A 24,605-nucleotide genomic window follows, 5' to 3' on the forward strand; every position below is an offset into this window, starting at 1 on the left:
GGGGGTTATTCGGTAGGGGTGGACGAGCCGTCGAGTGGCGGACGGTCCTCCCGCGGGTTGTTCTCCATCGGCACCTTGTCAAACTCCAGGACGCTCGTCGGCAGGGAGAAGGTGTAGGCAGGGTCGTCGGGCAACAGGCGGAAGTACTCCGTATAGAGGTAGGGCGTGTTGTCGCCGATGGCATTGAACACGTGGAGAATCGACCGTTTGTAGGGATACTTCTCACACACGGCGTAGCGGCGCAGGTCGAACCACCGGTGTCCCTCGAAGCAAAGCTCCTTGCGGCGCTCGGTGCGTATCTCGTTCACCAGCTCCTCGCCCGAGCAGGAGACGTCGGCATAGCCGTCGATGCGGTTGGCACGGAGTGCGTTGAGTGCCTCCAGCGCCTCGGCATCCTTGCCGCTCATGGCGCAGGCTTCCGCCTTGTTGAGGTACGCTTCCGCCATACGGAGGGTAAACACGTCCGACACGCGCGAACGCAGGGTGCCGCGCTGGTACTTGTAAGCCAGCGAAATGCTGTCGTTCGACGAGATGCCGAAGAAGCAGTCGCCCCGGCGGTCGTTCTCATCATAGAGGTCGCGCAGCTCGCGGGTGACGCAGAAGTCTCCCGCCATCCCGGTGAATATGCCCGTCGGGGCGAGGTTGTTGGAGCCTTGCGAGAATATCAGTTCGGGGTTCGTGTTGGTCAGGAAGGGCGCCGTGCTGCTCAGTGCCGACAGCGGCGCGAGGCGGACATAGTCGCTCTCCATCACAGCCTCAGCCTTCAGCTCTGCCTGGGCGTAGTCCTGCATGTATAGGTAGACGCGGCTCAGCAACAGCTCGACGGCGTCCAACGACGCACGGTAGAGGCGGTGGTCGGCCTTCTGCGGGCTCTGGGTCAGGTAGTCCTCGGCAATCAGCAGGTCGGCGACAATCTGGTCATAGACCTCCTTCACCGTGGCGCGCTGGAACTGGGTGGGCTTGTCCTTGTCGTGCTCCACGTATGGGGTGAGCTTCAGGGGCACGCAGAGTTTCTGAGCGGCAGTAGCAGGCGCATAGGCGTCGCCGTAGAGATTGGCGAGGACGAAGTAGAACCATCCGCGCAGGAAGTGTGCCTCGCCCTGTACCCGCAGGTATGCCGCCTGGTCGTCCTCCGTCTCATGGGGGAGCTGGGTGATTTCGTCGAGGATGACGTTCACGTAGTTGATGCGTGCATAGAGGTCGCGCCACGTAGCCACATCGGATGCCACGCTCGTACTGTTATAGTTCGTGCCGACGTCCAGCTGCCAGGCAAAGTAACCGTAGATGGAGGAGAGGCAGTTGCGCCATCCGTTGACATTGGACGTGTTGTCTCCGTTGGGATCGCCCAGGCCGGTGTTCACGTCATCGTCGAGGATGTTGAAGAAGCCGCAGGAACGCATGCCCGACGGTCCGACACCGATTTCCTGGCTCGGTATGTACACACTGCCCAGGAGCACCTCGTCGAGGTCGGTCACCGTGCTGGGTATGACCATGTCTTGTGAGTAGGCTTCGAGGAAGTCGCTGCACGAGGTGCTGCCCAGTGCCAGCAGCACACCCGGTATGAATTGGTATAGTTTCTTCATTGTCGAATCGTTTAAAATGAAACATTCAGTCCAAAGGTGTAAGCGGGACGGACGGAAAGGTTGACGCCCTCAAAGCTCGTTTGCGTGGGGTCCTGTCCATCGAGCTTGCTCGACGCGATGGTGAACACGTTCGTCACGTTGAAGCTTAGACGGAGCGACTTCAGGAACGTGCCCGCCAGCTGCTGGAGCGTGAAGTTGTACGAGAGCGTCAGGTTGCTCAGACGCAGGTAGTCTCCCGGCACGACACGCAGGTTGGAGTAGTCGTACATGTCCCACAGGCTGTAGGCGAACGTCGGCACCTTGCTCTGCGAAGCCGACACGCCGCTTGACCAGTGTGAGGAATAAGCGGTATAGGACGGGTCACCCGGACTGATGAGGGCGGGGATGTCGGTGTACTTCTCATCGCCCGGCTTCTGCCAGCGGTTGATGAACTCCTTGCGCACGTTCTTGTCGGACGACACGCCGCGGATGACCGGACTGTAGAGCTTGAACAGACGCAGCTTCGAGCCGATGCGGTAGTTGAAGTTCGTGTTCAGCGAGAGTTGCTTCCACGTCAGGGTGGCATAGAGCGAGCCGGTGAAGTCCGGGTCACGGTTGCCACTCTCCACCATCACCATGGGCACAACCTCGGCGAGCATCTTGCCGGCGAGCAGGTGCTGGCGGTCTTCGTAGTCGTCGAACATGGGCACACCGTTATTGGGGTTCAGCCCGAGGTACTCGTAGGAGTAGAAGGTACCGATGGGTCTGCCGTCCATGATGGCCGTACCGTTGAGATAGTTCTCCAGGGTGTACGTCTCGCTGGTGTTGGTTTGCACCGTGTTGCTGGCATAGGAGTAGTTCGTCGAGAGATAGAGCTTCCAGTCTCGTGTGCGTATGGGATAACCCGAGAGGGAGAAGGAGAAGCCCTTGTTCTTGATGTCGCCGTTGTTCATCCGGTAGCTTGACACACCGTTGACGAGCGCCACGTTGACGCTGGCGAAGGCATCGGTGGTATACTTGTACCAAAAGTCGGAAGAAAGGAGCAGACGCCCGTCAAAGAGGTTCAAGTCCACGCCCACATTGTACTGGTCGGTCTGCTCCCAGCGCAGGTTCGGGTTAGGGAGGCTGGCTACGGTCGAGACGTTCTCGCCGTAGAACGTGTCCATCATGCCTTGCTGGATGAGTAGGTTGGGCGTCTCGCCATCGAGCATGTTACCGGTCTTTCCGTAGGAGAGACGCATGCTCAGTTCGCCCAGCCGGTCGGCCTTGGGGAAGAGCGTCTCCTTGATGTTCCACCGTCCCGACACGGACCACACGGGAAGGAACTTCTCGTTGCTCCGGCTACCGAACTTGTTCGAGGCGTCGAAACGTCCGCTCAGGCTGACCGTGAAATAGTCGGCATACGAATAGGCGGCGGTGAGGTAACCGCTCAACTGGTTGGTCTTTCCGGCAGTGAGCGAGCGGTGACCGGCGGCCAGCCAGTTCTTGTAGTAGGGGAAGTCATCGAGCGACTCGCTGTCCATCGTGACATACTTCATGCCGCGGTCCTTGTAGTAACCGCGGGTCTGGTCGGAGATACCGTCGGTACGGACCATGTTGACCTCGTAACCCGCCGTGGAGGTCAGGAGGTGCTGGCTGTCGCTACCGAACGACCAGTGGAGGTTCGCCTGCAGACGGCCCGTGAAGCTCTCGTTGATGGTGTTCGTCGTATTGTAGACGCCGCCGTAAGGCAGCTCGCAGACGCCGGTCTCGCCTGGGATGGGTATCTCGTCCGCCTCCCCGTTCTTCAGGATGGCGACATAGTTGGTCTTCTCGCCGAACCAAGTGGTCTGGAGGGTCGAGCTGCGCGAGTAGGAGGCGGCGGCAGTCAGGTCGATGAGGTCCTTCACCTTGTACGTCAGGTCGGCACTTGCCATGAAGGTGTTGCCCGAGTAGTCGTCCGAGGTGTTGTTCATCTCGTTGATGATGTTGTAGTTGTACTGGTTATAAGTCTTCTGCGAATCGCCCACTGAGTAACCGTGCGTCTGGTAGTAGTAGAGCGAGCCGTCGTCGTTGTATGCCGGCAGGGCTCGGGTGGTGTTGTAGGCGTAGTCCAGCACGGAGACAGCCGACGGAAGGTGGTTCTTCTTCTGGATGTTACCGTTGAGGCGAATGTTCGCCATCAGGTTGTGAGTGATGTTCGTCATGACGTTCATCGAGGCCGTATAGCGGTCGACAAACTCCGTCTTGATGACACCGGTCTCGCTCGTGTAGCCCAACGACGCATAGTAGCGCGTCGACTCGCTACCGCCCGAGATACTCAGGGTGTGTTGCTGCGTCCAGGCGTCCTGGGTGAGCAGCTTGAACCAGTCCGTGTTCGTCGTCTCATAGCGGGAGCACTCGGCGAGGAACTCATCGTAGGAAATCTGCCCCGTCTGGTAGCGGTAGTAGGCACCTTCGTATCCCACCATCGGCATGCCCGAGGGGAAGACGTAGTGCAGGTCTGTCAGGTCCTTGCCGAACTGCATGCGCTCCTGCGAGTTCATCAGGTTGATGTTGCTGTCCGAGTAGCGCGGACGACGGGTCAGCTTGGTGTTGTTGGCATAAGTGATTGTGGGCGGTCCGGGGCGACCCTTCTTCGTGGTGACGACGATGACGCCGTTCGACGCACGCGTACCATAGAGCGCCGTGGCGGACGCATCCTTCAGGACGTCGATACGCTCGATGTCCTGCGGGTTGATGCCCGCGATGGCATTGCCCACATAGTTGATGTAGTCCGGGTCATTGAGCTGTTCGGTGCTCACGTCGACCGGGTCCTGAAGGACAAATCCGTCGAGCACCCACAACGGCTCGCGGTTGCCCACAAGGGTCGATGTTCCACGCACACGCAGACGGGCGGTCGCTCCCACCTCACCCGAGTTCTGGGTGAACATGAGGTCGGGGATACGCCCTTCCAATGCCTGGTCAATGGTGGTCATGTTCGGCTCCAGGATGTCGTCCATCATCACCGAGGTGACGGAGCCCGTCAGGTTACCGCGGCTCTGGTCGTAATAACCTATCTTCACGATCTCGTTCAGCTTCTGGGTGTCCTCCTGAAGCACGATGCGCAGGGGCTTCCCCGTGTCGTCGACCGTCTGCTCCTCGAATCCGATGAAGCGTACCGTCAGGCTGATCTTCCCGCTGCCCGACACGCGCAAGTTAAACCGGCCATCGATGTCAGTGATGCCACGTGCCGCCTCCTTCTTGCTGCCTACCCGGACGAGGATGCTCACGCCCGCAAGCGGCTCTCCGGACGCATCAACCACCGTACCCGTCACGCGGCGTTCCTGCTGCGGGAGGGACTGGATGACGACGGTCTGTCCGTGGACGGTAAACGTGAACCCATACGGCTCCAGACACTTCCGCAACGCCTCTTCCAGCGAGACGTCGCGCACGGTGAGCGACACACCGTCGATGTCCGAAATCTCGTCGACATTGTACGAGATGCCGTAATCGCTCTGCTGCATGATTGCCGCGATGGCTTCCTGCAGGGAGACCTTCTTCAGACGGACCGTCACCTTACGGTCGAGCGTCCCGCCGTAGACAGCCGGACAGAGACAGAGGAACAACAACCCCACACCGAGGGGGCGCCACAGGCGGAGCCTCCCCGCCTCTCTCCGGAGAACCAATGATTGTTTTTTCATAAGCTAACTGTTTTTAAGTTCTCAACTCTATATGAATGGATTTATTCATGCAAACGGATGTAGATGTCGCGCCCGTCGACGCGATAGTCTATCTTCTGCGTGTAACGCAGCAGGTCGAGCACCTCCTCCACGTGTTCGCAGCGGTGCGTGCGAGCATAGAAGCGGAAGGTCGACGCCTTGTAATTATCAAAGTAGATGTTCACGTCGTACTTGCGCTCCAGATCGGCGGCTATGAACATCAGCATCTCATTCTTGAAGAAGAAGCGGTAGTCCTGCCAACAGGTCACCTCCGCGGCATCCACCCCGCGTTCGTGCTCCCTGAACCCGGCATAGTCATACGCCACATAGTCACCCGGCACAAGGCGGTGCACCCGTCCGTCGCGCCCCACGACATCGAGCCGTCCCTCTTCGAGCATCACCCGTGCCCGGGCGTCGCGGGCGTATGCCTTGACATTGAACTTCGTGCCGTAGACACGCGTCTCCACGTTGGATGCCTTCACGATGAACGGACGGACGGAGTCGGTCTGCACGTCGAAGTAAGCCTCCCCGTCGAGCCAGACCGTGCGCGAGGTGCTGTCGGGGTGGAAAGCGATGGGATAGCGCAGGCGTGAAGCCGCGTTGAGCTTCACCCGCGTGCCGTCCGTCAGCTCCACTTCACACATGCGTCCGCGGGGCACCACCACCTCGTGATAGAGCAGGCTGTCAGCAATGACCGTATCCTCCAGGACCGACTCTCCTGCCGTGTAGGCTATCCTGTCATCCTCCATGCGGATGCGTACGCCCAGAATCTCCAGATGCTCCGTACGTCCGCCGAGCTTGTATTCCAGCGAGGGGGTCACCGTGAGCGATGCAGGAGCATAGTCGGCAGCTATGTATCCGCTGACGAGGCCGCTCCCCCGCCCCATCCACCACCAGGCGCAGCCCAGCACGAGCAGCACCGAGGCAGCGGCAGCCCACACACGCCGACGCACGTTCGTCCGTCGGCCGCCCTTCTCCGCCGCCCGAAGGAAGCGGTTCAGATTCGCCTCGCGCCTCTCTTCGAGGTAACGCAGACGGATGAGGTCACGTTGCAGTTCGTCAGAGTCCGCCCACCGGCGCAACAGACGTTCGTGCCCGTCGCGCTCCAGCCACTGGCGGAAGGCGGCACGCTCGGCTTCGCTCCATTGCGCTTCGTCCGGTGAGAAAAAGGGTTTGTCGGTACGTTGTTCCATGAGGATTCGTCTTTGGCTTTATTCAGGTTTCTTTACCGTACAACACAAAAAAGGACAGGATTCATGAATCGTAGAGGTGAATTATAACATTTTTTCACATTCAAGCACCCGTTTATCGACAAGGGCGGTCCCTGTCACCCCGACATTCCCCTACAAGGCAGCCGCCTTAATAATAATAGGTGTAGACTTGCACAACCCGATTTTCTTGCTGAACTTAGCCGACAGAAACACACAAACACGAGTAACTTATGGAACTGAAAACACTCCTCTGCTGCATCCTCCTCACCGTGGGATGCACCCTCCCGGGGTATGCACAAGACCAACCCTGGACACGCTATGCCGACGTGGAAGCCGGCATCGAACAACCCTCCTTCCCTGAACGCAACTTCCTCATCACGGACTTCGGAGCACGGCCGGACGACTCGCTCGCACTCTGCCACGAAGCCATCGACCGCGCCATCCTCGCCTGCTCGCTCGCCGGAGGAGGACACGTCGTCGTACCCCAGGGAACGTTCTACACGGGACCCATCACCCTCAAGAGCAACGTCGACCTGCACCTGGAGAAGGGAGCCTGCCTGAAGTTCTCGACCGACAAGGCGCTCTACACTCCCACTGTCCTCACGCGCTGGGAGGGCGTGGACTGCTACAACCTGCGTCCGCTCATCTATGCCCGCGGGGAGACCAACCTCGCCATCACCGGACAGGGCACCATCGACGGGCAGGCAGACAACGACAGCTGGTGGCACATGTGTGGCAACGCTGAACGCTTCGGCTGGCGCGAAGGGATGATCAGCGCCGCCCGGGGCGGACGCGAACGCCTGCTGGGCTTCGGCGAGACACAGACGCCCGTTGCCCTGCGGCAGATGACGCTGGAGGACGGGCTGCGTCCGCAACTCATCAACCTCTGCCACTGCACGCGTGTGCTCATCGAGGGCGTCAGCCTGCGCAACTCGCCCTTCTGGGTCATCCACCCGCTCTTCTGCGAGGACCTCACCGTGCGCGGCGTCGACATCTTCAGCCACGGACCGAACAGCGACGGCTGCGACCCCGAGTCATGCAACGACGTGCTCATCGAGGACTGCCGTTTCGACACGGGCGACGACTGCATCGCCATCAAGAGCGGGCGCAACATGGACGGACGGTGCTGGGACACGCCCAGCAGCAACATCATCGTCCGCCGCTGTGAGATGAAGGACGGCCACGGGGGCGTGGTCATCGGAAGCGAGATTTCCGGCGGATGTCGCAACGTCTATGTCGAGGATTGCCGCATGGACAGCCCGAACCTGGACCGCGTCATCCGCATCAAGACGAACAACTGCCGCGGCGGTGTCGTCGACGGGGTCTACGTACGCCGGGTGGACGTCGGGCAGTGTCGCGAGGCGGTGCTGAAAATCAACCTGCTCTACGAGAGCGGCGAGGACTGCGACCGCAGCTATCCGCCCTACGTGCGCAACGTCATGCTCGACCACGTGACGAGCGGCAAGAGCCAGTACGGGGTACTCATCACGGGCTATGACGACCGTATGAACATCGAGAACGTGAGCGTGACCAACAGCTCGTTCGACGGGGTGGAACGGGAGCCGCTGAGCATCCAGGGAGCAAAGGGGCTGCACTTCGACAACTTCCGCATCAACGGGAAGTCGGTCGACAACTGACGACGCTCCCGCACTGCCGGACGTGCCTCTGTCTTTTTTCCAAGGACACGGAAGATGCAACAGAAGGCATTGCGAATTTTGTTTACAACGCCCTACCGACAGGTCGCTAACGTCGTACGGACGTGTCCGTAGCGTGGTGCGGACGCGTCCGTACGAGCGTGGCGACGCGTCCGTACGACGGCACAAATCCGTCCGCAGTAATCAGCTGATTTGCAACCAGTTGATAAAATACATAAATCTTTACAATTCAACATGCGTGTGAACGCAAGTGTGAACGCAAACGGGCATTTTTGCTTGCACAGGGAGTGAAGGCGGTCTATCTTTGCAATGTGATTCAACGACGGAGGCACGGCCCCGGGGAGCTGAAGCAACGGGAATCGCACAACAATCAACCAAAGTCTAACTAATTTAAATCTTAAACACCATGACAGTACTTTACAAAGCCATCCAATCGAACATCGAGAGCAAGAACAAGAAGCGCCTTTACCATCCGCGTGTGGTCACCGTCGGTCGCGTGAAGACCGAAGGGCTGGCAAAAGAGGTTGCCGAGTTGTCGGCACTCAGCCCCGGCGACGTGATGAGCACCATCGCCAACCTCGTCACCGTCATCACGCGCCACCTGCGCGACTCGCACAGCGTGACCCTCGACGGGCTGGGCACGTTCTACCTGACGCTGACTTCCGTCGGCAAGGGCGTGGAGAAGGAGGAAGACGTGTCGCCGGAACAGGCGCAGCTGATGCTCCGCTTCATGCCTGCCCGCAAGCGGAATCCGAACGGCACCACCGCCACCCGCGCCATGCTGACGGAGTACACCTTCCGCCGCGCCGACAGCCTGCTGACGGAGGACGGCAAGGGCGGCATCGTGCCCGACCCGGAGTCTCCTGCCGACAGCGGTGAGGGAGGCGACACGGACGAAGGAGTTTGAGCCATCCGCCCGGCGGTCTGACCGGGTGACACCTCGGGGAGCGTTCCTGCACAAGGGACGCTCCCTTTTTGTTTACCGTGTCCGGCGGACCGAAAAAAAGCCGGCGCGGCCCCAACGCCATGGGACCTGCCGGCTTCAGAAGCGGATCTTCAGGAATGTTTCAATGCATACGTATGAGTGTCCGATTTTTACCACTTGTGCTCGGGCGAAGTCGCGGTCGGAGCAACCGGAATGGGGTTCGGCTCGATGTTGCTGTAGTTCGTCTGCGTCTGCGGGAAGCAGAGCGTCATCCAGTCAGGGTAGTTCGTGCCCTCGACCTTGTTGTAGACGTCGGCGTTCCAGCGGTACAGCTCGATGTGGTTGGAGCCGGCATAGCTGCGGATGACCTGCTTGTCGAGCCGCTTGATGTCGTAGAAAGCGAAGCCCTCGCCCCACAGCTCGACGCGACGCTGCCACCAGACTTCGTTCTGGAACGGCTTGGCATACGTGCTGCCGTAGGTCTCGGCGCTGTGCTTGCCGTAGACGTACTGCGGGTCGCGCGTCTTGGCGAAGGCGGTGAGCAGCGCGATGCCGCGCGCCTCGTCCTGCATGCCGGCAGCCTCAGCCTCGATGAGCTTCATCTCCTCCACGCGCATCAGGGGGACGGCGACGGTGAACGCCTTGTACTGGTTGGCGTGCTCGCCGCCCTTCGGACGGAACTTCAGCTCCAGACCGCCCACCGTGCCCGACGTGGTGGCTTCGGCAGTCGTCAGGATGCCTTCGGGGTCGTCGGTGTAGGCTTCCAGCTTCCTGAGGGCGCCCAGGGTGTCGCCGGCTGCCTTCTCAAAGCTCTCGGCGATGGCGAAGTCGATGAAGCCCTTCTTGCGGAAGTCGGTGGCAGGGATGGTCTCGAAGAGGTGACGGTCGATGCGCTTGGGCTGGCCGTAGTTGGCGGCATAGCCGCACTCTGACGGCGACACCTCGATAATCATCTGCGAGCCCCACGAGCCGTCGGCGTCGTTCTGGAGGATGTTGTCGTCGTTGTCCTTGAACGTGAGGGCGAACATCCATGCGCCGTTGGGTGTGTTGAAGCCGTCGGTGTGCGAGTTGAACACGTCCTCCGTCATCACGGTGTAGCCCTGCTGCGCCTTCCTGGCATAGTCCTCGGCCTCCTTCCACTTCTCCATCGTCAGGTAGGCACGCGCCTTCAGTCCGTAGACCACGGAGAGGTCGGGTGTGTAGACGTTGGGACGCTTGTAGTCGGCGAGGTACTGCTCCGCCTTGTCAAGGTCTTCCAGGATTTTCCCCCACATCTGCTCGTTGGTCAGACGGGGCGTCGTCGGCAGCTCGGACAGCTGGGTGTCGTTGCTGACCCAGGGGACGGTCTGCGCATTCTGGTCCTTGGCGTAGGACTTGGGCGCATACATCCGGGCGAGGTCCATGTAGAACATGGCGCGCATGGCGTGGGCGATGCCGGCTCCGGAGCGGCGTTCAGCGGACGGCTCGTCGCCTGCCATCTCCAGCACGATGTTGCACGACTTGACCCACATGAAGTAGTAGGTCCAGGGCACCTGTGCCAGGGCGTACGACGGGCCCAGGCTGGTGCCGCATCCGTATTGGGTCACATACCAGTCCTGCTCTTCGAGGGTGATGTCCTGCCCCATGACGTCGCGCGAGAGGAAGAAGGAGGGATAACCGTAGTCGATGGGCCACTGGGCTGCCGGCCTGTAGGCAAAGGAGCCTGCCAGCGAATTGGTGATGGCGGCCACGAAGTTGTCATAGGAGCCTTCCGCCTCGTTCGCCTGGTCGAAGCTCGCCTGTCCGCCCTGGGGAACGATTTCCTTGATACATCCTGACAGGAGTACCGCTGCGGCGGCAGTGATGGAGAATATCTTTGCTATCTGTTTCATGCTTTGTACGTGTTTGAAGGTTAGAACGACAGTTGGATGCCACCCATGATGGTGCGCATGGGGGAATAGACGGTGAGTGCCTCGGTCTCGTCGTAGGCATAGCGCGGGTCAAGCCCCTTGCGTGCCGACCAGAAGTAGAGGTTCTCGCCCGTAGCGTAGATGCGGAGCTTGTTCAGTCCCAGGCGGGCAACAACGCGTTGCGGCAGGGTGTAGCCCACGGAGAACGACTGGAAGTTGAGGTAGCGTGCGCTGGTCAGCCAGCGGTCGGAGTCTCCTGCCGTGTACTTGTCTCCGTAGTAGAGGCGCGGCAGTCCGGTCGTCTTGTTCTCGGGTGTCCAGGAGCGGAGCACGTCCTTGTGGAAGGCACGCCCGGCATCGCTCGCGGACGCGGTGTTCGACATCAGTTCCTGGTAAGCCGAGTCATAAATCTTGCCGCCGAGCTGGTAGTCGAACGAGAGCGAGAGGTCGAAGCCGTAGGCGGTGAGCTGTGTGCCGAATCCGCCGTAAGCGACCGGCATGCTGCGTCCCTGCGCATAGCGGGTGGCACTGTTGATGTCGGTGGTCGTCTCGTCCCGGTTGGTTCCCGGACGGTTGGTCACACCGGCGCCCAGCTGGGAGTCGACGTAGTAGAGCGCCTCGCCCTTCTCGTTCACTCCGGCATACTCGGGAAGGAACTTGTTGTAGATGGGACCGCCCTCGACATACCACAAGCCCTGTTCGATGAAGCCGCCGGTCAGCGCGGTCTTCGAGGCGGGGAGGCGGAGAATCTTGTCCTTGTTGTGTGCGATATTGAACGACAGGCTCCAGTCGACGTCCTTCGTGCGGACGGGAGAGCCGACAAGGCTCAGCTCGACACCTGAGTTACGGATGTCACCGGCGTTGCCGTAGTAGCCGCGCGACCCAGCCGCCTCGGGGACGGAGAGCCAGAAGAGCAGGTCGGTCGTGGTCTTGTTGTAGTAGTCGAGGCTGCCGCTCAGGCGTCCGCTGAAGAGGGAGAACTCCATACCGATGTTGAGGTTCGTGGCGGTCTCCCAGGTAATCTCCGGATTACCGATGCGCCAGAACGTGGCTGACATCTGTGAGTCGGAGGCGGCAACGAGGTTGTACATGTCGGTGAAGGCAAACTCTCTCATCGCCATCGTCCGTTCACCGATGTTGTCGTTGCCCTGCTGGCCGATGGAGAACTTCAGCTTCAGCTCGTCTACCCAGGGGGCGTGAAAGAATGCCTCCTTGTTAATCAGCCAGGCTGCACCCACCGACCAGAAGTCGCCCCAGCGCCGGTCCTTGGCAAAGCGTGAGGACGCATCGCGGCGGTAAGATGCCGAGGCGAAATAACGGTCGTCGTAGTTGTACTGTACGCTTCCGAAGTAGCCCTCGACGTTGTACTCTTCCGTGTAGGAGGAGGCGTCCGCCTTCTTGGCTGCGGCATCGAGCTCGGGGATTGCCTCGGAGAAGAGTCCCATGCCGTAGGCGGAGAGCCAGGTGGTCTTGCGGTCGTAGTATTCGTGACCGAGCAGGGCGTTCACGTTGTGCTTGCCGAAGCGGTCGAAGTAGGTGAGCGTCTGCACATGGTTCTGCTCGATGATTTCCTTTGCCTTCTTCTCGATTTGTCCGTTGACCGAGACCTTGGGACCGTAGAGTCCGCTCTGCAGCTCCGAGTCCTTCCGGTTGCTCCAGTCGAGGGTGCTGGTCGCGTTGAACTTCAGGAAGTCGGTCAGGGTGACGTCCGCCATGAAGGTGCCGTTCAGCTTGTTGAGCCGTCTCTTGTAGTCGTTGTAACGGTTTGCGCCCAGGGGGTTTCCCGGCGAGAGGAAGGGACGCGACAGTCCCGGATAGTTGGTGGCTGCCACGCCGTAGTCATACTGCGGGTTGCCGTGGCTGTCGGTGCGCACCTGCGGATTGCCGTCCGCGTCAAGCACCCGGACGTAGATGGGGTAGATGGGCGCGATGAGCGATGTGTAGTACATCAGGTTGGTGTTGTTCCACGCGGTGGCGCTGAGGTTCGGGTTCGACCGAGTGGTCGAGTTGGTATAGCCCACGTTGGCAGTGAGCTTGAGCCAAGACTTTGCCTGGTAGTCTGCCTTGAAGCGGGCGGCAAGACGCTTGTAGCCTGAAAATTCGATCATGCCGTCCTCGTCGAGGTAGTTCATGTTGGCATAGAAGGAGCCTTTGTCCATCGCTCCCGATGCGCTGACGTTGTACTCCTGACGGAAGGCGGTGTGGTAGGCAGCGTCGCGCCAGTTGTCGTTCGTCAGGTAGTAGGTCTCTCCGTTCGCCTGGTAGGAACGACCCAGCGTGGCGTGCGGGTTCAGCTTGCCGTCGGCGCCGATGAGCAGCTCTCCGTCGGGCACGGTGTAGATGTTGTAGCCCAAGTGGTTGAGCACGTACTTGTTCGCCTTCTGGTTTGCCTCTGCCGGAGTAGACCCGCGGTCGGTGAAGTAGCCGTAGTACTGTCCGTAGAAGGTCTCGTAGTAGAGCCCCGGGTCGGCGATGGTCTCATAGTCCTGCACCGAGCGGGTGTTGGCACCCCACTTCATGTCGACATTGATTTGGGCGACCTTGTTCTTGCCGGTCTTTGTCGTGACGATGATGACACCGGAGGCACCGCGCGCACCGTAGAGGGCAGCGGAAGCGGCGTCCTTGAGGACGGTCACCGACTCGATGTCCTCCTGCGGGATGTTGTTCAGCGAGGCGCTGTAGGGCGCTCCGTCGACGATGATGAGGGGCTTGGTCTCCGAGTAGAGCGAGGAGACACCGCGGATCTGGAGCTTGGTGTCTTCCGACCCGCCCGGCGTGCCCATGCCGCCGCGCAGCTGGAGTCCCGGCGTACTGCCCACGAGGGCATTGGTCACGTCGGTCGTCACGTGCTTCGACAGTTCTTCCGAACCGAGCACGGCTGCCGACCCGGTGAACGACGACTTCTTCTGTGTACCGAAAGCGACGACCATCACTTCATCAAGCTGCTTGGTGTCTGCCTTCAGTTCCACACGGATGAGTCCCTGACGGATGGCGACCTCTTGCGTCTGCATGCCGATGAAGGACACTAATAAGGTTTTAGCTGAATGGGGCACGTTTGCCACTGTGAACTTGCCATCGATATTGGTGACGGCACCCAGTCGTGTGCCTTTGACCAATACGGACGCTCCCACTACCGGCTGACCATCGTCTGCGGAAACCACTGTTCCCGTCACTGTGGTCTGAGCCAAAGCTACGCCTACGCTGAGGAACACGCAGACGAGCCACAGAAAGAATCTTCTCTTCATATAATCTCTCCTTTGCTTTGGTGAAACTGTAATATTATAAGGTCTCTCTATATGCATCTCTACGTAAGAGATACACTAATGGTTGCAAAAGTATGCAATAATATCAGAAAAGCAAGTAATAAACCTAAAGAATTTAGAGCGCGGTCCTGAAATTTATGAAGTATCAATCCCCTTTCGTTCTACGATTCGAAACCTAAACCACTGTTATTGTTATCAAATTCATCTCTTACGTAGAGATGGACACCCGCTGCATGAGCTTTCTTCCTTATATACAAGTTCCTTTGTACCAAACAGATTAACATCTTTGTGCGTCCGTTGCAGAGACATGCCCGGACGTCATATTGCATAAATATGCAGTTTCAGACGGACGCGCGACGTCCGGATACATAAAAGGGCGGCCGCGTGGGTCGCCCTTATACTATTCCGTAGAAGGCTATGCTCAATGCTCCGTGCTGGCAGGATGCGGATAGTCGAGCGTGTAGTGCAGTCCCCGGCTTTCCTTCCTCTCCATCGCCTGACGGGTGATGAGGTAGCCCACATTGATCATGTTGCGCAGTTCACACAGCTCGCGCGATGCCTTGCTGTGCTTGAAGAGACGTTCGGTCTCCTCATAGAGGATGTCGAGGCGGTTCCATGCCCGTGTCAGGCGGACGTTGCTGCGCACGATGCCTACGTATGCCTCCATAATCTGGTTCACCTCTTTGGCGCTCTGCGTGATGAGGACTCGTTCCTCGGTCGAGATAGTGCCCTCATCGTTCCACTCGGGCACGTCCTCGTTGAAGTCGTAACGGTCGACGACTTCGAGCGAATGGCGGGCAGCCGCGTCGGCATAGACCACCGCCTCGATGAGTGAGTTCGACGCCAGGCGGTTGCCTCCGTGCAGCCCCGTGCATGAGCATTCGCCCAGGGCGTACAGGCGACGGATGCTCGACTGTCCGTCAAGGTCGACCACGATGCCTCCGCAGAGGTAGTGCGCCGCCGGAGCCACGGGGATGTAGTCGCGCGTAATGTCGATGCCCAGGCTCAGACACTTCTGATAGATGTTGGGGAAGTGCCGCTTGGTCTCTTCGGGGTCTTTGTGCGTCACGTCGAGGAAGACGTGGTCCTCGCCTCGCTGCTTCATCTCGTTGTCGATGGCACGTGCCACGATGTCGCGCGGGGCGAGCGAGAGGCGTTCGTCGTACTTCTGCATGAACTCCTTCCCGTCCAGCGTGCGGAGTACGCCGCCGTAGCCGCGCATTGCCTCGGTAATGAGGAAGCAGGGACGGTCGCCCGGATGGAAGAGCGCGGTGGGGTGGAACTGGATGAATTCCATATTCTTCACAGCTCCCTTGGCACGGTAGACCATGGCGATGCCGTCGCCCGTCGCCACGAGCGGGTTCGTGGTGTTACGGTAGACCGCCTCGCAGCCTCCCGTCGCCATGACGGTGATGCGCGACAGGAAGGTATCGACACACCCCGTGTCCTCATTGAGCACATAGGCGCCGAAGCAACGTATGCCCGGCGTATAGCGCGTGACGATGATGCCCAGGTGATGTTGCGTAATGATTTCCACCGCGAAGTGGTGGTTGAAGATGTGTATGTTCGGCTGACGCTTGATGGCTTCGATCAGGCTGGTCTGTATCTCAGCGCCAGTGTTGTCCTTGTGGTGGAGGATGCGGAACTCCGAGTGTCCGCCTTCGCGATGCAGGTCAAAGCCACCGTCCTCGTTCCGGTCGAAGTCGACGCCCCAGCGGATAAGCTCCTTGATTTGCGACGGGGCGCGGCGCACCACCATCTCTACGGCAGCGCGGTCGTTGATCCAGTCGCCCGCCACCAGGGTATCGTGTATATGCTTTTCAAAGTTGTCCACTTGGAGGTTGGTGACAGAGGCAATCCCCCCTTGTGCAAAATACGTATTGGCCTCTTCCAACTCCGTCTTGCAGATAATGGCGACGGACTTGCCCTGTTCGGCCACTTTGAGGGCAAAGCTCATGCCTGCGATGCCCGAACCGATGACTAGGTAATCGTATTGATGAATCATGGCAGTTTGTTGCATTTATTGGGTGCAAAGCTACAAAAAAGCACATTTACCCGGTGCTGGGCTTCTTGTTTTTCTTCACTATTTTGTAACTTGCGCGTCCTAATCCAACCGTTACCACCATGGACAAGATATTTCACGCCCGCATCCACTTCTCGATGTACCTCTTCCTGGTGCTGCTTACCGCAGGCACCTGTCTCTCGTTCTGGCACCACATGGGCGTCTGTGCCGCCATCACTCTGGTCCTGCTCGTAGTCGTCGTGGAGCGCATCATCCACACCACGTACACCCTGACGGGCGACGGACGGCTCATCGTGAGTTACGGACGCTTCTCCCGTCCGCGTGTCATTCCGCTGAAGAGCCTGCGGCGCATCGAGCGTTGCCGACGCATGCGCATCGCCGGCAAGAGCCTGTACTCCTACCTGCTGCTGGTCTACGGCGAGGAGAAGCATGTGGCAGTGATGCCGGTGAAGGAGGAAGAGTTCATCGCGGAAGTGACGCGCCGGAGAAAGGCTCAGTAGACCAGCTTCACGTTGTCCACCCACAGGGAGTTCCCGGGCGAACCGATGTACGCACCGCCGTGGCTCGAAGCGAACTGGAGTACAAGGTGAGTGGGCGTCTCGTCGGGGGCAGCCCATCCCACTTCCTGGATACGGACGCTCTTCCCGTGGCTATTGACCGTGTTGTACTCGTAGGCGTTGAGCTTCATCCATTCGGCACGGTAGGCGGGGTTGTGCGTGATGTCGCCGTAGAGGATGTTGTAGGTGGCGGCGTTGTGCCAGTCGGTGCTTTGGCTGTACTGGATGGCAAAGGTGCCCACACGCTTGGCGTAGACATTACCCTCGGCGTCCTCCCAGCGTTTCTGGAGCAGGCAGACGACGGCGGCATGGTCCTTGCCGGCAACCTTGCCCGTGCGGCTGAATCCCGTGGCACGGATGCGCTGCGGTGCGTCCGCAATGCGCACCTTGTAGTCGAACCGGAGCGCTGTGGGCCGCTTGCTAAAGGGGATACCCATGAGGAGCAGCCCGTTGGGGTTCTTGGTACTCTTGATGGGTTCGTGGACCTCGCCCAGGAAGAGCGAGCCGGCAGCCAGGACGGTAATGTCCACCAGACCGAACACCTTCACACTCTCCATGTGGGTATCCAGACGGGCACAGTAACCGTTACCACGTGCCTCGGGGAAGACCGATGAGTTGGTCTTGACGATGCCGACGACCTTGGCCATGACGTTCGATGTCGCCCAAGGGGAACCGCCGGTCGGCTTGTAGGGCACTTCGCCCTTGATGGTGCTCGTAGGTCCTACGGCATAGATATTCTTCAACTCGCCACCGATGATGGCGGACTCTTTGATTTCGCGCTTGACCCATTGGTCCATGTTGCCGAAGGGAAGCGGCTCTTCCCGTTGCTGTGCCCGGACGAGTGTCGAACTGCCCAGGAGGGCAACCAGCGCAAGAGTTGGGATGATTCGCATGTGCATTCTTTCGTTTGTCTAGTTGTAGGGACGCACGGTCCGTGCGTCCGGTCTGTCAATCAGTAAACAGGTCTGCTCCTCAGGTCCTCCCGTCGGGGAAGGGCCCGGGAGAAGCCGTGGGTTATAGCTCGTACTTCCAGTCCTCCAGGGCGAAGCCCCAATGTTCCTGTACGAGGCGGACGGTCCGTTCGTCGTACGCATACTTGTTCTTCTTGTAGCCTTTCTTCTTGCCTACGTAGCGGGCGATGTCGTCGCGTGCCTCCTCCCATCCGGGGAGCGACAGGCGGCGGTAGATGTCTTCGGTCATACCGTAGGCATCGGTCTCGTAATCCTCGAAGCGGACCTCCACGAGGTTGCCTGCGGGGATGCACGCCTTGTCTGCCTCATACTTGTGATAGAGCTTGGCGTAAATGTCGAGGATGTTTGCCTCCAGCTCGGCAGGAGTGATGTCCTGCAACTTCAGCGGCTGGATGGTGTTGGTGAAGAAGCTTCGCGTCGATTCGAACACGGTGTAGGGGTTGCGCATGAGGTAGATGAACTTGGCATTGGGGAACATCTTCACCAGCTCGCGAACACGTCCCGTATGGGGCGGGTTCTTGCTGAGGAACTGCGACCCGCCGGTGTTCCACAGAGAAATCTTGATGAGCTTCGTGAAGGTTTCCTCGAATACGCGCAGTTCCTCGGGCGTGACCTTGTCGAAGAGGAGGTAGCGGTCGGCATACTCCTCCATGTGACGGGGCAGGAACCAGAAGTTATAATAGGTGTAGGGCATCATGTTCGCCAGGGCGAACTCCTCCTCCTGCGGCAGGTCGACGGCAAGCTCCATGTTGTCCGTCGGACGCTTGTCGGGCATGAGCCAGCTCATGTTCTTCTTGAAGAAAGGCTGCCCCCACATCATCAGGTGCGGGAAGACGGTCTGATAGGTCGTGTTGTAGCCAAAGTGCTTGTCGCAGGAGAAGACGTTGTGCATGAAGGTCGTCCCACTGCGCCAGTGACCGAGGATAAATACCGGGTCATGCTCCAGCGGGCGGTCCGCCAACAGCTTCGCGTAGCGCCGGTCCTGGATGGATGCGAGTGGCGAAAGCAACCGGCACACGGCTTTCGTCAGTCTGTACTTGCCCCGGTATGCAGGGTCTATGGTGCGTCCGCGGGTGATGTCGCCGAAGGTCTTCCAGTCGGCGCCCACGAGCGTATTGATAGGTAGTTTGTTAAATTCCAGTAAGCCCATAGTGAATGAACGATGAAAGGTGAAACATGAAGGTTAGCTCCGCACAACCTTGATGCCGATGCCCTGCCGCTCCAGCTCCTTGACAGCGCGGGCGATGGCTTCGTCATGTTCGGGACCGATGCCGAGACGGGTCAGGTCGAGCACGGGCAGCTCCTCGGTGGTATGCATGTCCTTGTCCTCGACGCGGTCGATAATCATGCCCACGGCACTGGTGTTGTTCGTGATGGGGTCGATGAGGATGAACGAACCGGTCGCCTTGTTCTTCACGTAAGGGTCGAAGAACAGCTCCTTCGACGTGGTGAGCACGACGCGGGCAATCTGGTTCAGCTCCATCGGCAGCGTGTCGGCGGTCAGCCGTCCGTTTTCCAGTGAGAGCTGCTCCATCGTGTTCACGTCGACCTTGTACTTGATGCTGTCGACGCGGCAGCGGCTGGTGTTCGTCGTCTGCTTGAGGAAGAACGACTTGTCGGTGTCCATGCGTTCCTCATCCATCCAGACGAGCATCGCCTCGAAGTTGCGTCCCACGAGAGGGAGGTTGTCGGGGTGAACAAGCATCTCGCCGCGCGACACGTCGATTTCGTCTTCGAGCGTCAGCGTGACACACTGTGGCGGGAAGGCGTAATCCAGCTCGCCGTCATAGGTCACGATGCTCTTCACGCGCGACGTCTTGCCTGAAGGCAATGCCACCACGGGGTCGCCCTTGCGCACCACGCCCGATGCCACCTTGGCACAGAAGCCGCGGAAGTCGAGGTTCGGACGGAGCACGTACTGCACGGGGTAACGGAAGTCCGTCAGGTTATGGTCGTTGGCAATGTGCACCGTTTCGAGGAACTCCAGCAGCGACGGTCCTTCGTACCAGGGCGTACGGTCGGAGTGCTCCACGACGTTGTCGCCGTCGAGTGCCGAGAGGGGGATGCACTGCACGTCGGGAATGCCCAGCGGGTCGATGAAGTCATGATAGTCCGCCACGATGCGGTCGAACACCTCCTTTGAGAAGCCGACCAGATCCATCTTGTTCACCGCCAGTACGACATGCTTGATGCCGAGCAGCGAGACCAGGTAGGAGTGGCGACGCGTCTGCGTGATGACTCCCGTGCGTGCGTCGACGAGGATGACGGCAAGGTTGGCCGTCGAGCCGCCGGTAATCATGTTGCGCGTGTACTGTTCGTGCCCCGGCGTGTCGGCAATGATGAATTTCCGCTTGTTGGTCGAGAAGTAGCGGTATGCCACGTCGATGGTGATGCCCTGCTCGCGCTCTGCCTTCAGTCCGTCGAGCAGCAGGGCGTAGTCTATGTGGTCGCCGGCATTGCCCATGCGCTTGCTGTCCCGCTCCAGCGCGTCGAGCTGGTCTTCGTAGATTTTCTTGCTGTCAAACAGCAGCCGGCCTATCAGGGTCGACTTGCCGTCATCGACCGAGCCTGCGGTGAGAAAACGGAGAAGGTCCTTCTCCTCGTCCCGCCGAAGGAACTCTTCAATTGACAATTTATTGTTGTTCTGTTCTGTATCCATAGCTTTGATGTTGTTTTAGACGGATGCCCGTGGAAAGCCATGCAGGCGGATGCCCGGGCACCCCGCTGTCAGAAGTATCCCTCGCGTTTCTTTTCCTCCATGCTCGCCTCCTGGTCGAAGTCGATGACACGAGTGGTGCGTTCGCTCTTGGTAGTGGTCATCATCTCCTCCACGATTTTCTCGATGGTGTCCGCCTCGCTCTCGATGGCGCCGGTGAGCGGCCAGCAACCGAGGGTGCGGAAACGTATCTTCTTGTACTCGATCTTGTCGCGGTACTTCTCCGGCAGCCGGTCGTCATCGGGCATGATGAGCTGCCCGTCGATGTTCACCACCGGACGCACCTTGGCGAAGTAGAGGGGCACAATGGGAATCTGCTCCAGGCGGATGTACTGCCAGATGTCCAGCTCGGTCCAGTTGCTCAGGGGGAACACACGGATGCTCTCTCCCTTGCGGATGCGGGCGTTGTAGATGTCCCACAACTCGGGACGCTGGTTCTTCGGGTCCCACTGGTGGAACTGGTTGCGGAAGGAGAAGATGCGCTCCTTGGCACGCGACTTCTCCTCGTCGCGGCGTGCACCGCCGAAAGCGGCGTCGAACTTGTACTTATCGAGGGCATGGAGCAGCGCCTGGGTCTTCATCAGGTCGGTGTGTACCTTGCTGCCGTGGGTGAACGGGCCCACCCCGGCGCGGAAGGCTTCCATGTTGCTCTCCACGATGAGGTTCCAGCCATACTTCCGCGCATACTCATCGCGGAACTGTATCATCTCCTTGAACTTCCACTTCGAGTCGATGTGCATCAACGGGAAGGGGACTTTGCCCGGCGCAAAGGCTTTCTCCGCCAGGCGCACCATGACAGACGAATCCTTGCCAATGCTGTAGAGCATCACGGGATTCTCGAACTCTGCCGCCACCTCACGGATGATGTGGATGGACTCGGCTTCGAGTTCCTTCAGGTGACTGAGTTTGTAGGTCTCTTTTTCCATAGAATCAAACTTCTTTGCCTCGGACCGGCAGTCGTCGGCAATTGATATTTTTAGCGGACGGATGCTTCCTGCGCGCCTTCTTCCGCCGTCCGGGTGCACAGGGCACGGCGCCGGCAGCGGTGTGGGGAGGACAGGCGGAAGCCCCCGTCGTCAGACATTGATCAGTTTCAGGATGCGGTTCACCGACTCTTCGACGGTGAGCTGCGAGGTGTCGAGGCTCAGCGCCGGATGCTCGGGGACCTCGAAGGGAGCGGAGATGCCCGTGAAGTCGCGGATTTCGCCGCGGCGTGCCTTGGCGTAGAGTCCCTTCACGTCGCGCCGTTCGCACTCCTCCAGCGGGGTGCTGACGTAGACCTCATAAAAGTCCTGCTCGCCGATGATGCGCGCTGCCATGCGGCGCAGCTCGTTCGTCGGGCTGATGAAAGCTGCCAGGGTGATGATGCCGGTGTCAACAAAGAGCTTGCCGACCTCGGCGATGCGGCGGATGTTCTCGACCCGGTCTTCAGGCGAGAAGCCGAGGTTGCTGTTGATGCCCGAGCGGATGTTGTCGCCGTCGAGGATGCGGCAGAGCAGACGGCGGCGCTGCAGCTCACGTTCCAGGGCGATAGCGATGGTGCTCTTGCCCGAACCGCTCAGTCCGGTGAACCAGATCATCATGCCCCGCTGCCCGAGCAGCTGTTCCTTGTCGGCGCGGGTGAGCATACGGTCGAATATGGGGTAAATGTTCATGTCGGTTTATCTGTTTTTGAGTTTCTAGTCTGTTCAGTCCATGTCCCGGCGGACGGAGGCTCAGAAGGGCCATATCAGCGGGATGAGCCCCACGGAGACGACCATCACGATGAAGTCCAGCGGCAGGCCTATCTTCACGAAGTCGGTGAACTTGTAGTTACCGGCGCCCTGCACGATGAGGTTCGTCTGATAGCCGATGGGGGTGGCGAATCCTGCCGAGGCGGCAATGCAGATGGCAATGAAGAACGGCATCGGGTCCGCCCCGAACTTCGTCGCGGTCTCCAGTGCCAGCGGAAACGCCAGCGCGGCAGCGGCATTGTTGGTCACCAGCTCGGTGATGAGCAGCGTCACCAGATAGAGCAACGCCAGCGCACCCCAGGCACCCAGCGACCCGGCTACGTCCTGGATGAAGGTGGCGATGAGTGCCGCCAGTCCCGATTCTTCCATCGCCGAGCTGATGGCAAAGGCGCAGGCGATGGTGATGAGGATGTCCCAGCTGATGTACTTGGTGTACTTCTTCGGCGGGAATATCTTCAGCCACGCCATCGCCACAGCCGTGACGGAGGCGAAAAAGAACATGTCCATCTTCACACCCGGGAAGTGTTCCTGCATGTAGGGCAGCTCGCCCACGGTCGCCCCCACAATCATGAGGATGAGCAGCGTGAAGGCGGTCCACTTCTTCCACGCCGGGACCGGTGTGGAGGGGATTTCCTGTCCGTTGGTCATCATCAGAAAGACCGACGAGTCGCCCCACGTCCGTGTGAAGGCACTGTCCGCCAGCAGAACCAGCGTATCGCCCTCCTGGAGACGGACCTCTCCCAGGTTCTCGGTGAGCACCTGGCCATTCTGCCGGATCTCCTTCACCTCGGCACCGTAGCGGCGCTTGAAGTCGAAGTTCTTCAGCTTCCGCTTCAGCCCCGGAAAGCGCGACGCCAGCACGACCTCGACCACGTGCTGCCCGTTGTCCTCGGCGACCTCAGCCTCCTCGTCCTCGAAGTTGTCGGGACGGTCGGCGGGCAACAGCCGTTTCGACACGAACAGAATGTAGAGCAGTCCCACTACCGTGATGGGGATGCCTATGTAGGCAAGGTCGAACATCTTCAGCCCCTCGAAGCCACGGTCGAGCATCATGCCGTGCACGACCAGGTTGGTCGATGTCCCGATGAGGGTGCAGAGACCACCCAGGATGGTGGCGTACGACAGCGGGATGAGGAACTTCGTGCACGACAGTCCCACACGCTTCGCCCAATGCTTCAGGATGGGCGCGAAGATGACCACCACGGGGGTGTTGTTCAGGAACGCCGAAAAGGCGCTCACCACGGGCAGGATGCGCAGCTGTGCCCGGGCAACCGACGTTCCCCGGGAGGGGAGCAGCTTCTTCACCACCGCGCTCAGCGCACCGCTCTGTCGGATGCCTTCGCTCACGAGGAAGAGCAGCGCCACGGTAATCATGCCGCGGTTGCTGAATCCTGCCACCATCTGGCTGGGCGAGATGATGCCTGCCGCCATGAATACCACGACGACGCTCAGCAGCACGATTCCGGGACGCATCTTGTCCAGTATCAGTGCCACGAGCATGCAGACCAGCCCCAGCAATACGAATAGAATCTCGAAATTCATAGCTTATCTTGTCTGAATAATCCGGACTCCCCGGTCAACGTGTCGTCCGGCTGTTCCGGGAAACGATGAACCAGGGGTTGAGCAGGTCCTCCTTGTTATAACGCACGGGCTCCTTCGTCTCCCACTGCCAGACCTCTCCTCCGGCGGCACGGACGATGGCATGCCCCGCCGCCGTGTCCCACTCCATGGTGGGTGCGAAGCGCGGATAGACGTCCGCCTTGCCCTCGGCGACCAGGCAGAGCTTGAGCGAGCTGCCGATGCTGACCAGCTCCAGGTCGGGACGGGTGCTGCGCAGGGAGTCGATGTAGGCGGTCGTCTCGGCATTCGCGTGCGACGACGATGCCACCACGACGTAGCGCGGGTGCAACTCCGAATAGGGCAGCCGCAGCGAACGCCCGCGCAGGGTGTCGAGGTCGCGGATGCCTTCGAGCGAGGCGATGTCGGGCATCTTGTACGCTCCGTTCGCCTGGTCGGCGAAGTAGAGTTCACGGCGCGTAGGGACGTAGATGACTCCCGCGACAGGCACCCCGTCGGTCACCAGCGCGATGTTCACGGTGAACTCGCCGTTACGCTTGATGAACTCCTTCGTGCCGTCCAGCGGGTCCACGATCCACAGGGTGTGCCAGGCGCTCCGCTCGCTGTAGGGGATGTCGCGCCCCTCTTCACTCAGGACGGGATAAGGGGTGGATGCCAGTGCCGCCGCGATGACGTCGTGCGAGCGTCGGTCGGCGATGGTCAACGGGGAATTGTCCGCCTTACGTTCCACGTGGAAATCGGCGTTCGGGTCTTCATAGATGGCGAGAATCTCCCTTCCCGCCTTCAAGGCTGCCTCAATGGCTGTATAAAGTAGTTCCATACTCAGTTGTCTTTCGTTGTAT

The 24,605-nt window shown here is 59.8% G+C and carries 16 protein-coding genes; 3 read left to right on the forward strand and 13 right to left on the reverse strand.

Annotated features, from left to right (window positions below):
- Window positions 1–5: 5 nt before the first annotated feature.
- Genes M3087_RS03880 through M3087_RS03890 form a run of 3 tightly spaced genes read right to left on the reverse strand, consistent with a single transcriptional unit; the run spans window position 6 to window position 6,435 of the window.
- Entirely contained in the window at window positions 6–1,583 is a 1,578-nt protein-coding gene (locus M3087_RS03880) for a RagB/SusD family nutrient uptake outer membrane protein (RefSeq protein ID WP_249093881.1), read from the reverse strand.
- Window positions 1,584–1,594: 11 nt separating this feature from the next.
- Window positions 1,595–5,224 (reverse strand): SusC/RagA family TonB-linked outer membrane protein, encoded by a 3,630-nt coding sequence (locus tag M3087_RS03885; RefSeq protein WP_249093883.1) that lies wholly within the window; start codon window positions 5,222–5,224, stop codon window positions 1,595–1,597.
- Window positions 5,225–5,265: 41 nt separating this feature from the next.
- A complete protein-coding gene (locus M3087_RS03890) occupies window positions 5,266–6,435 on the reverse strand; it encodes a FecR family protein (protein WP_249093885.1) in 1,170 nt (389 codons plus the stop codon).
- A gap of 248 nt (window positions 6,436–6,683) precedes the next feature.
- On the opposite strand from M3087_RS03890, the gene M3087_RS03895 reads away from it, so the two are divergent.
- Window positions 6,684–8,090, forward strand: coding sequence for a glycoside hydrolase family 28 protein (locus tag M3087_RS03895; RefSeq protein WP_249093886.1), 1,407 nt, complete (start codon window positions 6,684–6,686; stop codon window positions 8,088–8,090).
- A gap of 424 nt (window positions 8,091–8,514) precedes the next feature.
- Entirely contained in the window at window positions 8,515–9,015 is a 501-nt protein-coding gene (locus tag M3087_RS03900) for an HU family DNA-binding protein (protein ID WP_106483848.1), read from the forward strand.
- 188 nt (window positions 9,016–9,203) lie between these two features.
- On the opposite strand, the gene M3087_RS03905 is transcribed toward M3087_RS03900, so the two are convergent.
- From M3087_RS03905 to nadB, 3 genes are all read right to left on the reverse strand, one after another.
- Window positions 9,204–10,904, reverse strand: a complete 1,701-nt coding sequence (locus M3087_RS03905; protein WP_249093887.1) for a RagB/SusD family nutrient uptake outer membrane protein — start codon at window positions 10,902–10,904, stop codon at window positions 9,204–9,206.
- A 20-nt stretch (window positions 10,905–10,924) separates the two neighbouring features.
- The gene (locus M3087_RS03910; RefSeq protein WP_249093889.1) at window positions 10,925–14,167 is read right to left on the reverse strand and encodes a SusC/RagA family TonB-linked outer membrane protein; all 3,243 of its coding nucleotides are present in this window, start codon (window positions 14,165–14,167) and stop codon (window positions 10,925–10,927) included.
- A gap of 439 nt (window positions 14,168–14,606) precedes the next feature.
- Window positions 14,607–16,190, reverse strand: a complete 1,584-nt coding sequence (nadB, locus tag M3087_RS03915; protein WP_249093891.1) for an L-aspartate oxidase — start codon at window positions 16,188–16,190, stop codon at window positions 14,607–14,609.
- Window positions 16,191–16,309: 119 nt separating this feature from the next.
- Between nadB and M3087_RS03920 the strand changes: the two genes are divergently transcribed.
- Window positions 16,310–16,708, forward strand: a complete 399-nt coding sequence (locus tag M3087_RS03920) for a PH domain-containing protein (protein ID WP_249093893.1) — start codon at window positions 16,310–16,312, stop codon at window positions 16,706–16,708.
- Here the strand turns inward: M3087_RS03920 and M3087_RS03925 are convergent.
- The 7 genes from M3087_RS03925 to cysQ all read right to left on the reverse strand — a co-directional run bounded on the left by M3087_RS03925 (window position 16,702) and on the right by cysQ (window position 24,589).
- Window positions 16,702–17,658, reverse strand: a complete 957-nt coding sequence (locus M3087_RS03925; protein WP_022383357.1) for a PCMD domain-containing protein — start codon at window positions 17,656–17,658, stop codon at window positions 16,702–16,704. The genes M3087_RS03920 and M3087_RS03925 overlap by 7 nt on opposite strands.
- A 121-nt stretch (window positions 17,659–17,779) precedes the next feature.
- Window positions 17,780–18,886 carry a sulfotransferase family protein gene (locus tag M3087_RS03930; RefSeq protein ID WP_022383358.1) on the reverse strand — a complete coding sequence of 369 codons (1,107 nt, stop codon included), beginning with the start codon at window positions 18,884–18,886 and terminating at the stop codon, window positions 17,780–17,782.
- 33 nt (window positions 18,887–18,919) lie between these two features.
- Window positions 18,920–20,395: a sulfate adenylyltransferase subunit CysN gene (cysN, locus tag M3087_RS03935; protein ID WP_106483853.1), complete on the reverse strand. Its 1,476-nt coding sequence runs from the start codon at window positions 20,393–20,395 to the stop codon at window positions 18,920–18,922.
- 68 nt (window positions 20,396–20,463) lie between these two features.
- Entirely contained in the window at window positions 20,464–21,378 is a 915-nt protein-coding gene (gene cysD / locus M3087_RS03940; protein WP_022383360.1) for a sulfate adenylyltransferase subunit CysD, read from the reverse strand.
- A gap of 150 nt (window positions 21,379–21,528) precedes the next feature.
- The gene (cysC, locus tag M3087_RS03945; protein WP_249093895.1) at window positions 21,529–22,107 is read right to left on the reverse strand and encodes an adenylyl-sulfate kinase; all 579 of its coding nucleotides are present in this window, start codon (window positions 22,105–22,107) and stop codon (window positions 21,529–21,531) included.
- Window positions 22,108–22,167: 60 nt separating this feature from the next.
- Window positions 22,168–23,727, reverse strand: a complete 1,560-nt coding sequence (locus M3087_RS03950; protein ID WP_106483854.1) for an SLC13 family permease — start codon at window positions 23,725–23,727, stop codon at window positions 22,168–22,170.
- Window positions 23,728–23,761: 34 nt separating this feature from the next.
- Window positions 23,762–24,589: a 3'(2'),5'-bisphosphate nucleotidase CysQ gene (cysQ, locus tag M3087_RS03955; protein WP_249094016.1), complete on the reverse strand. Its 828-nt coding sequence runs from the start codon at window positions 24,587–24,589 to the stop codon at window positions 23,762–23,764.
- Between the last annotated feature and the right edge of the window lie 16 nt (window positions 24,590–24,605).

Source organism: Mediterranea sp. ET5, assembly GCF_023337025.1.
Taxonomy (GTDB): Bacteria; Bacteroidota; Bacteroidia; order Bacteroidales; family Bacteroidaceae; genus Phocaeicola_A.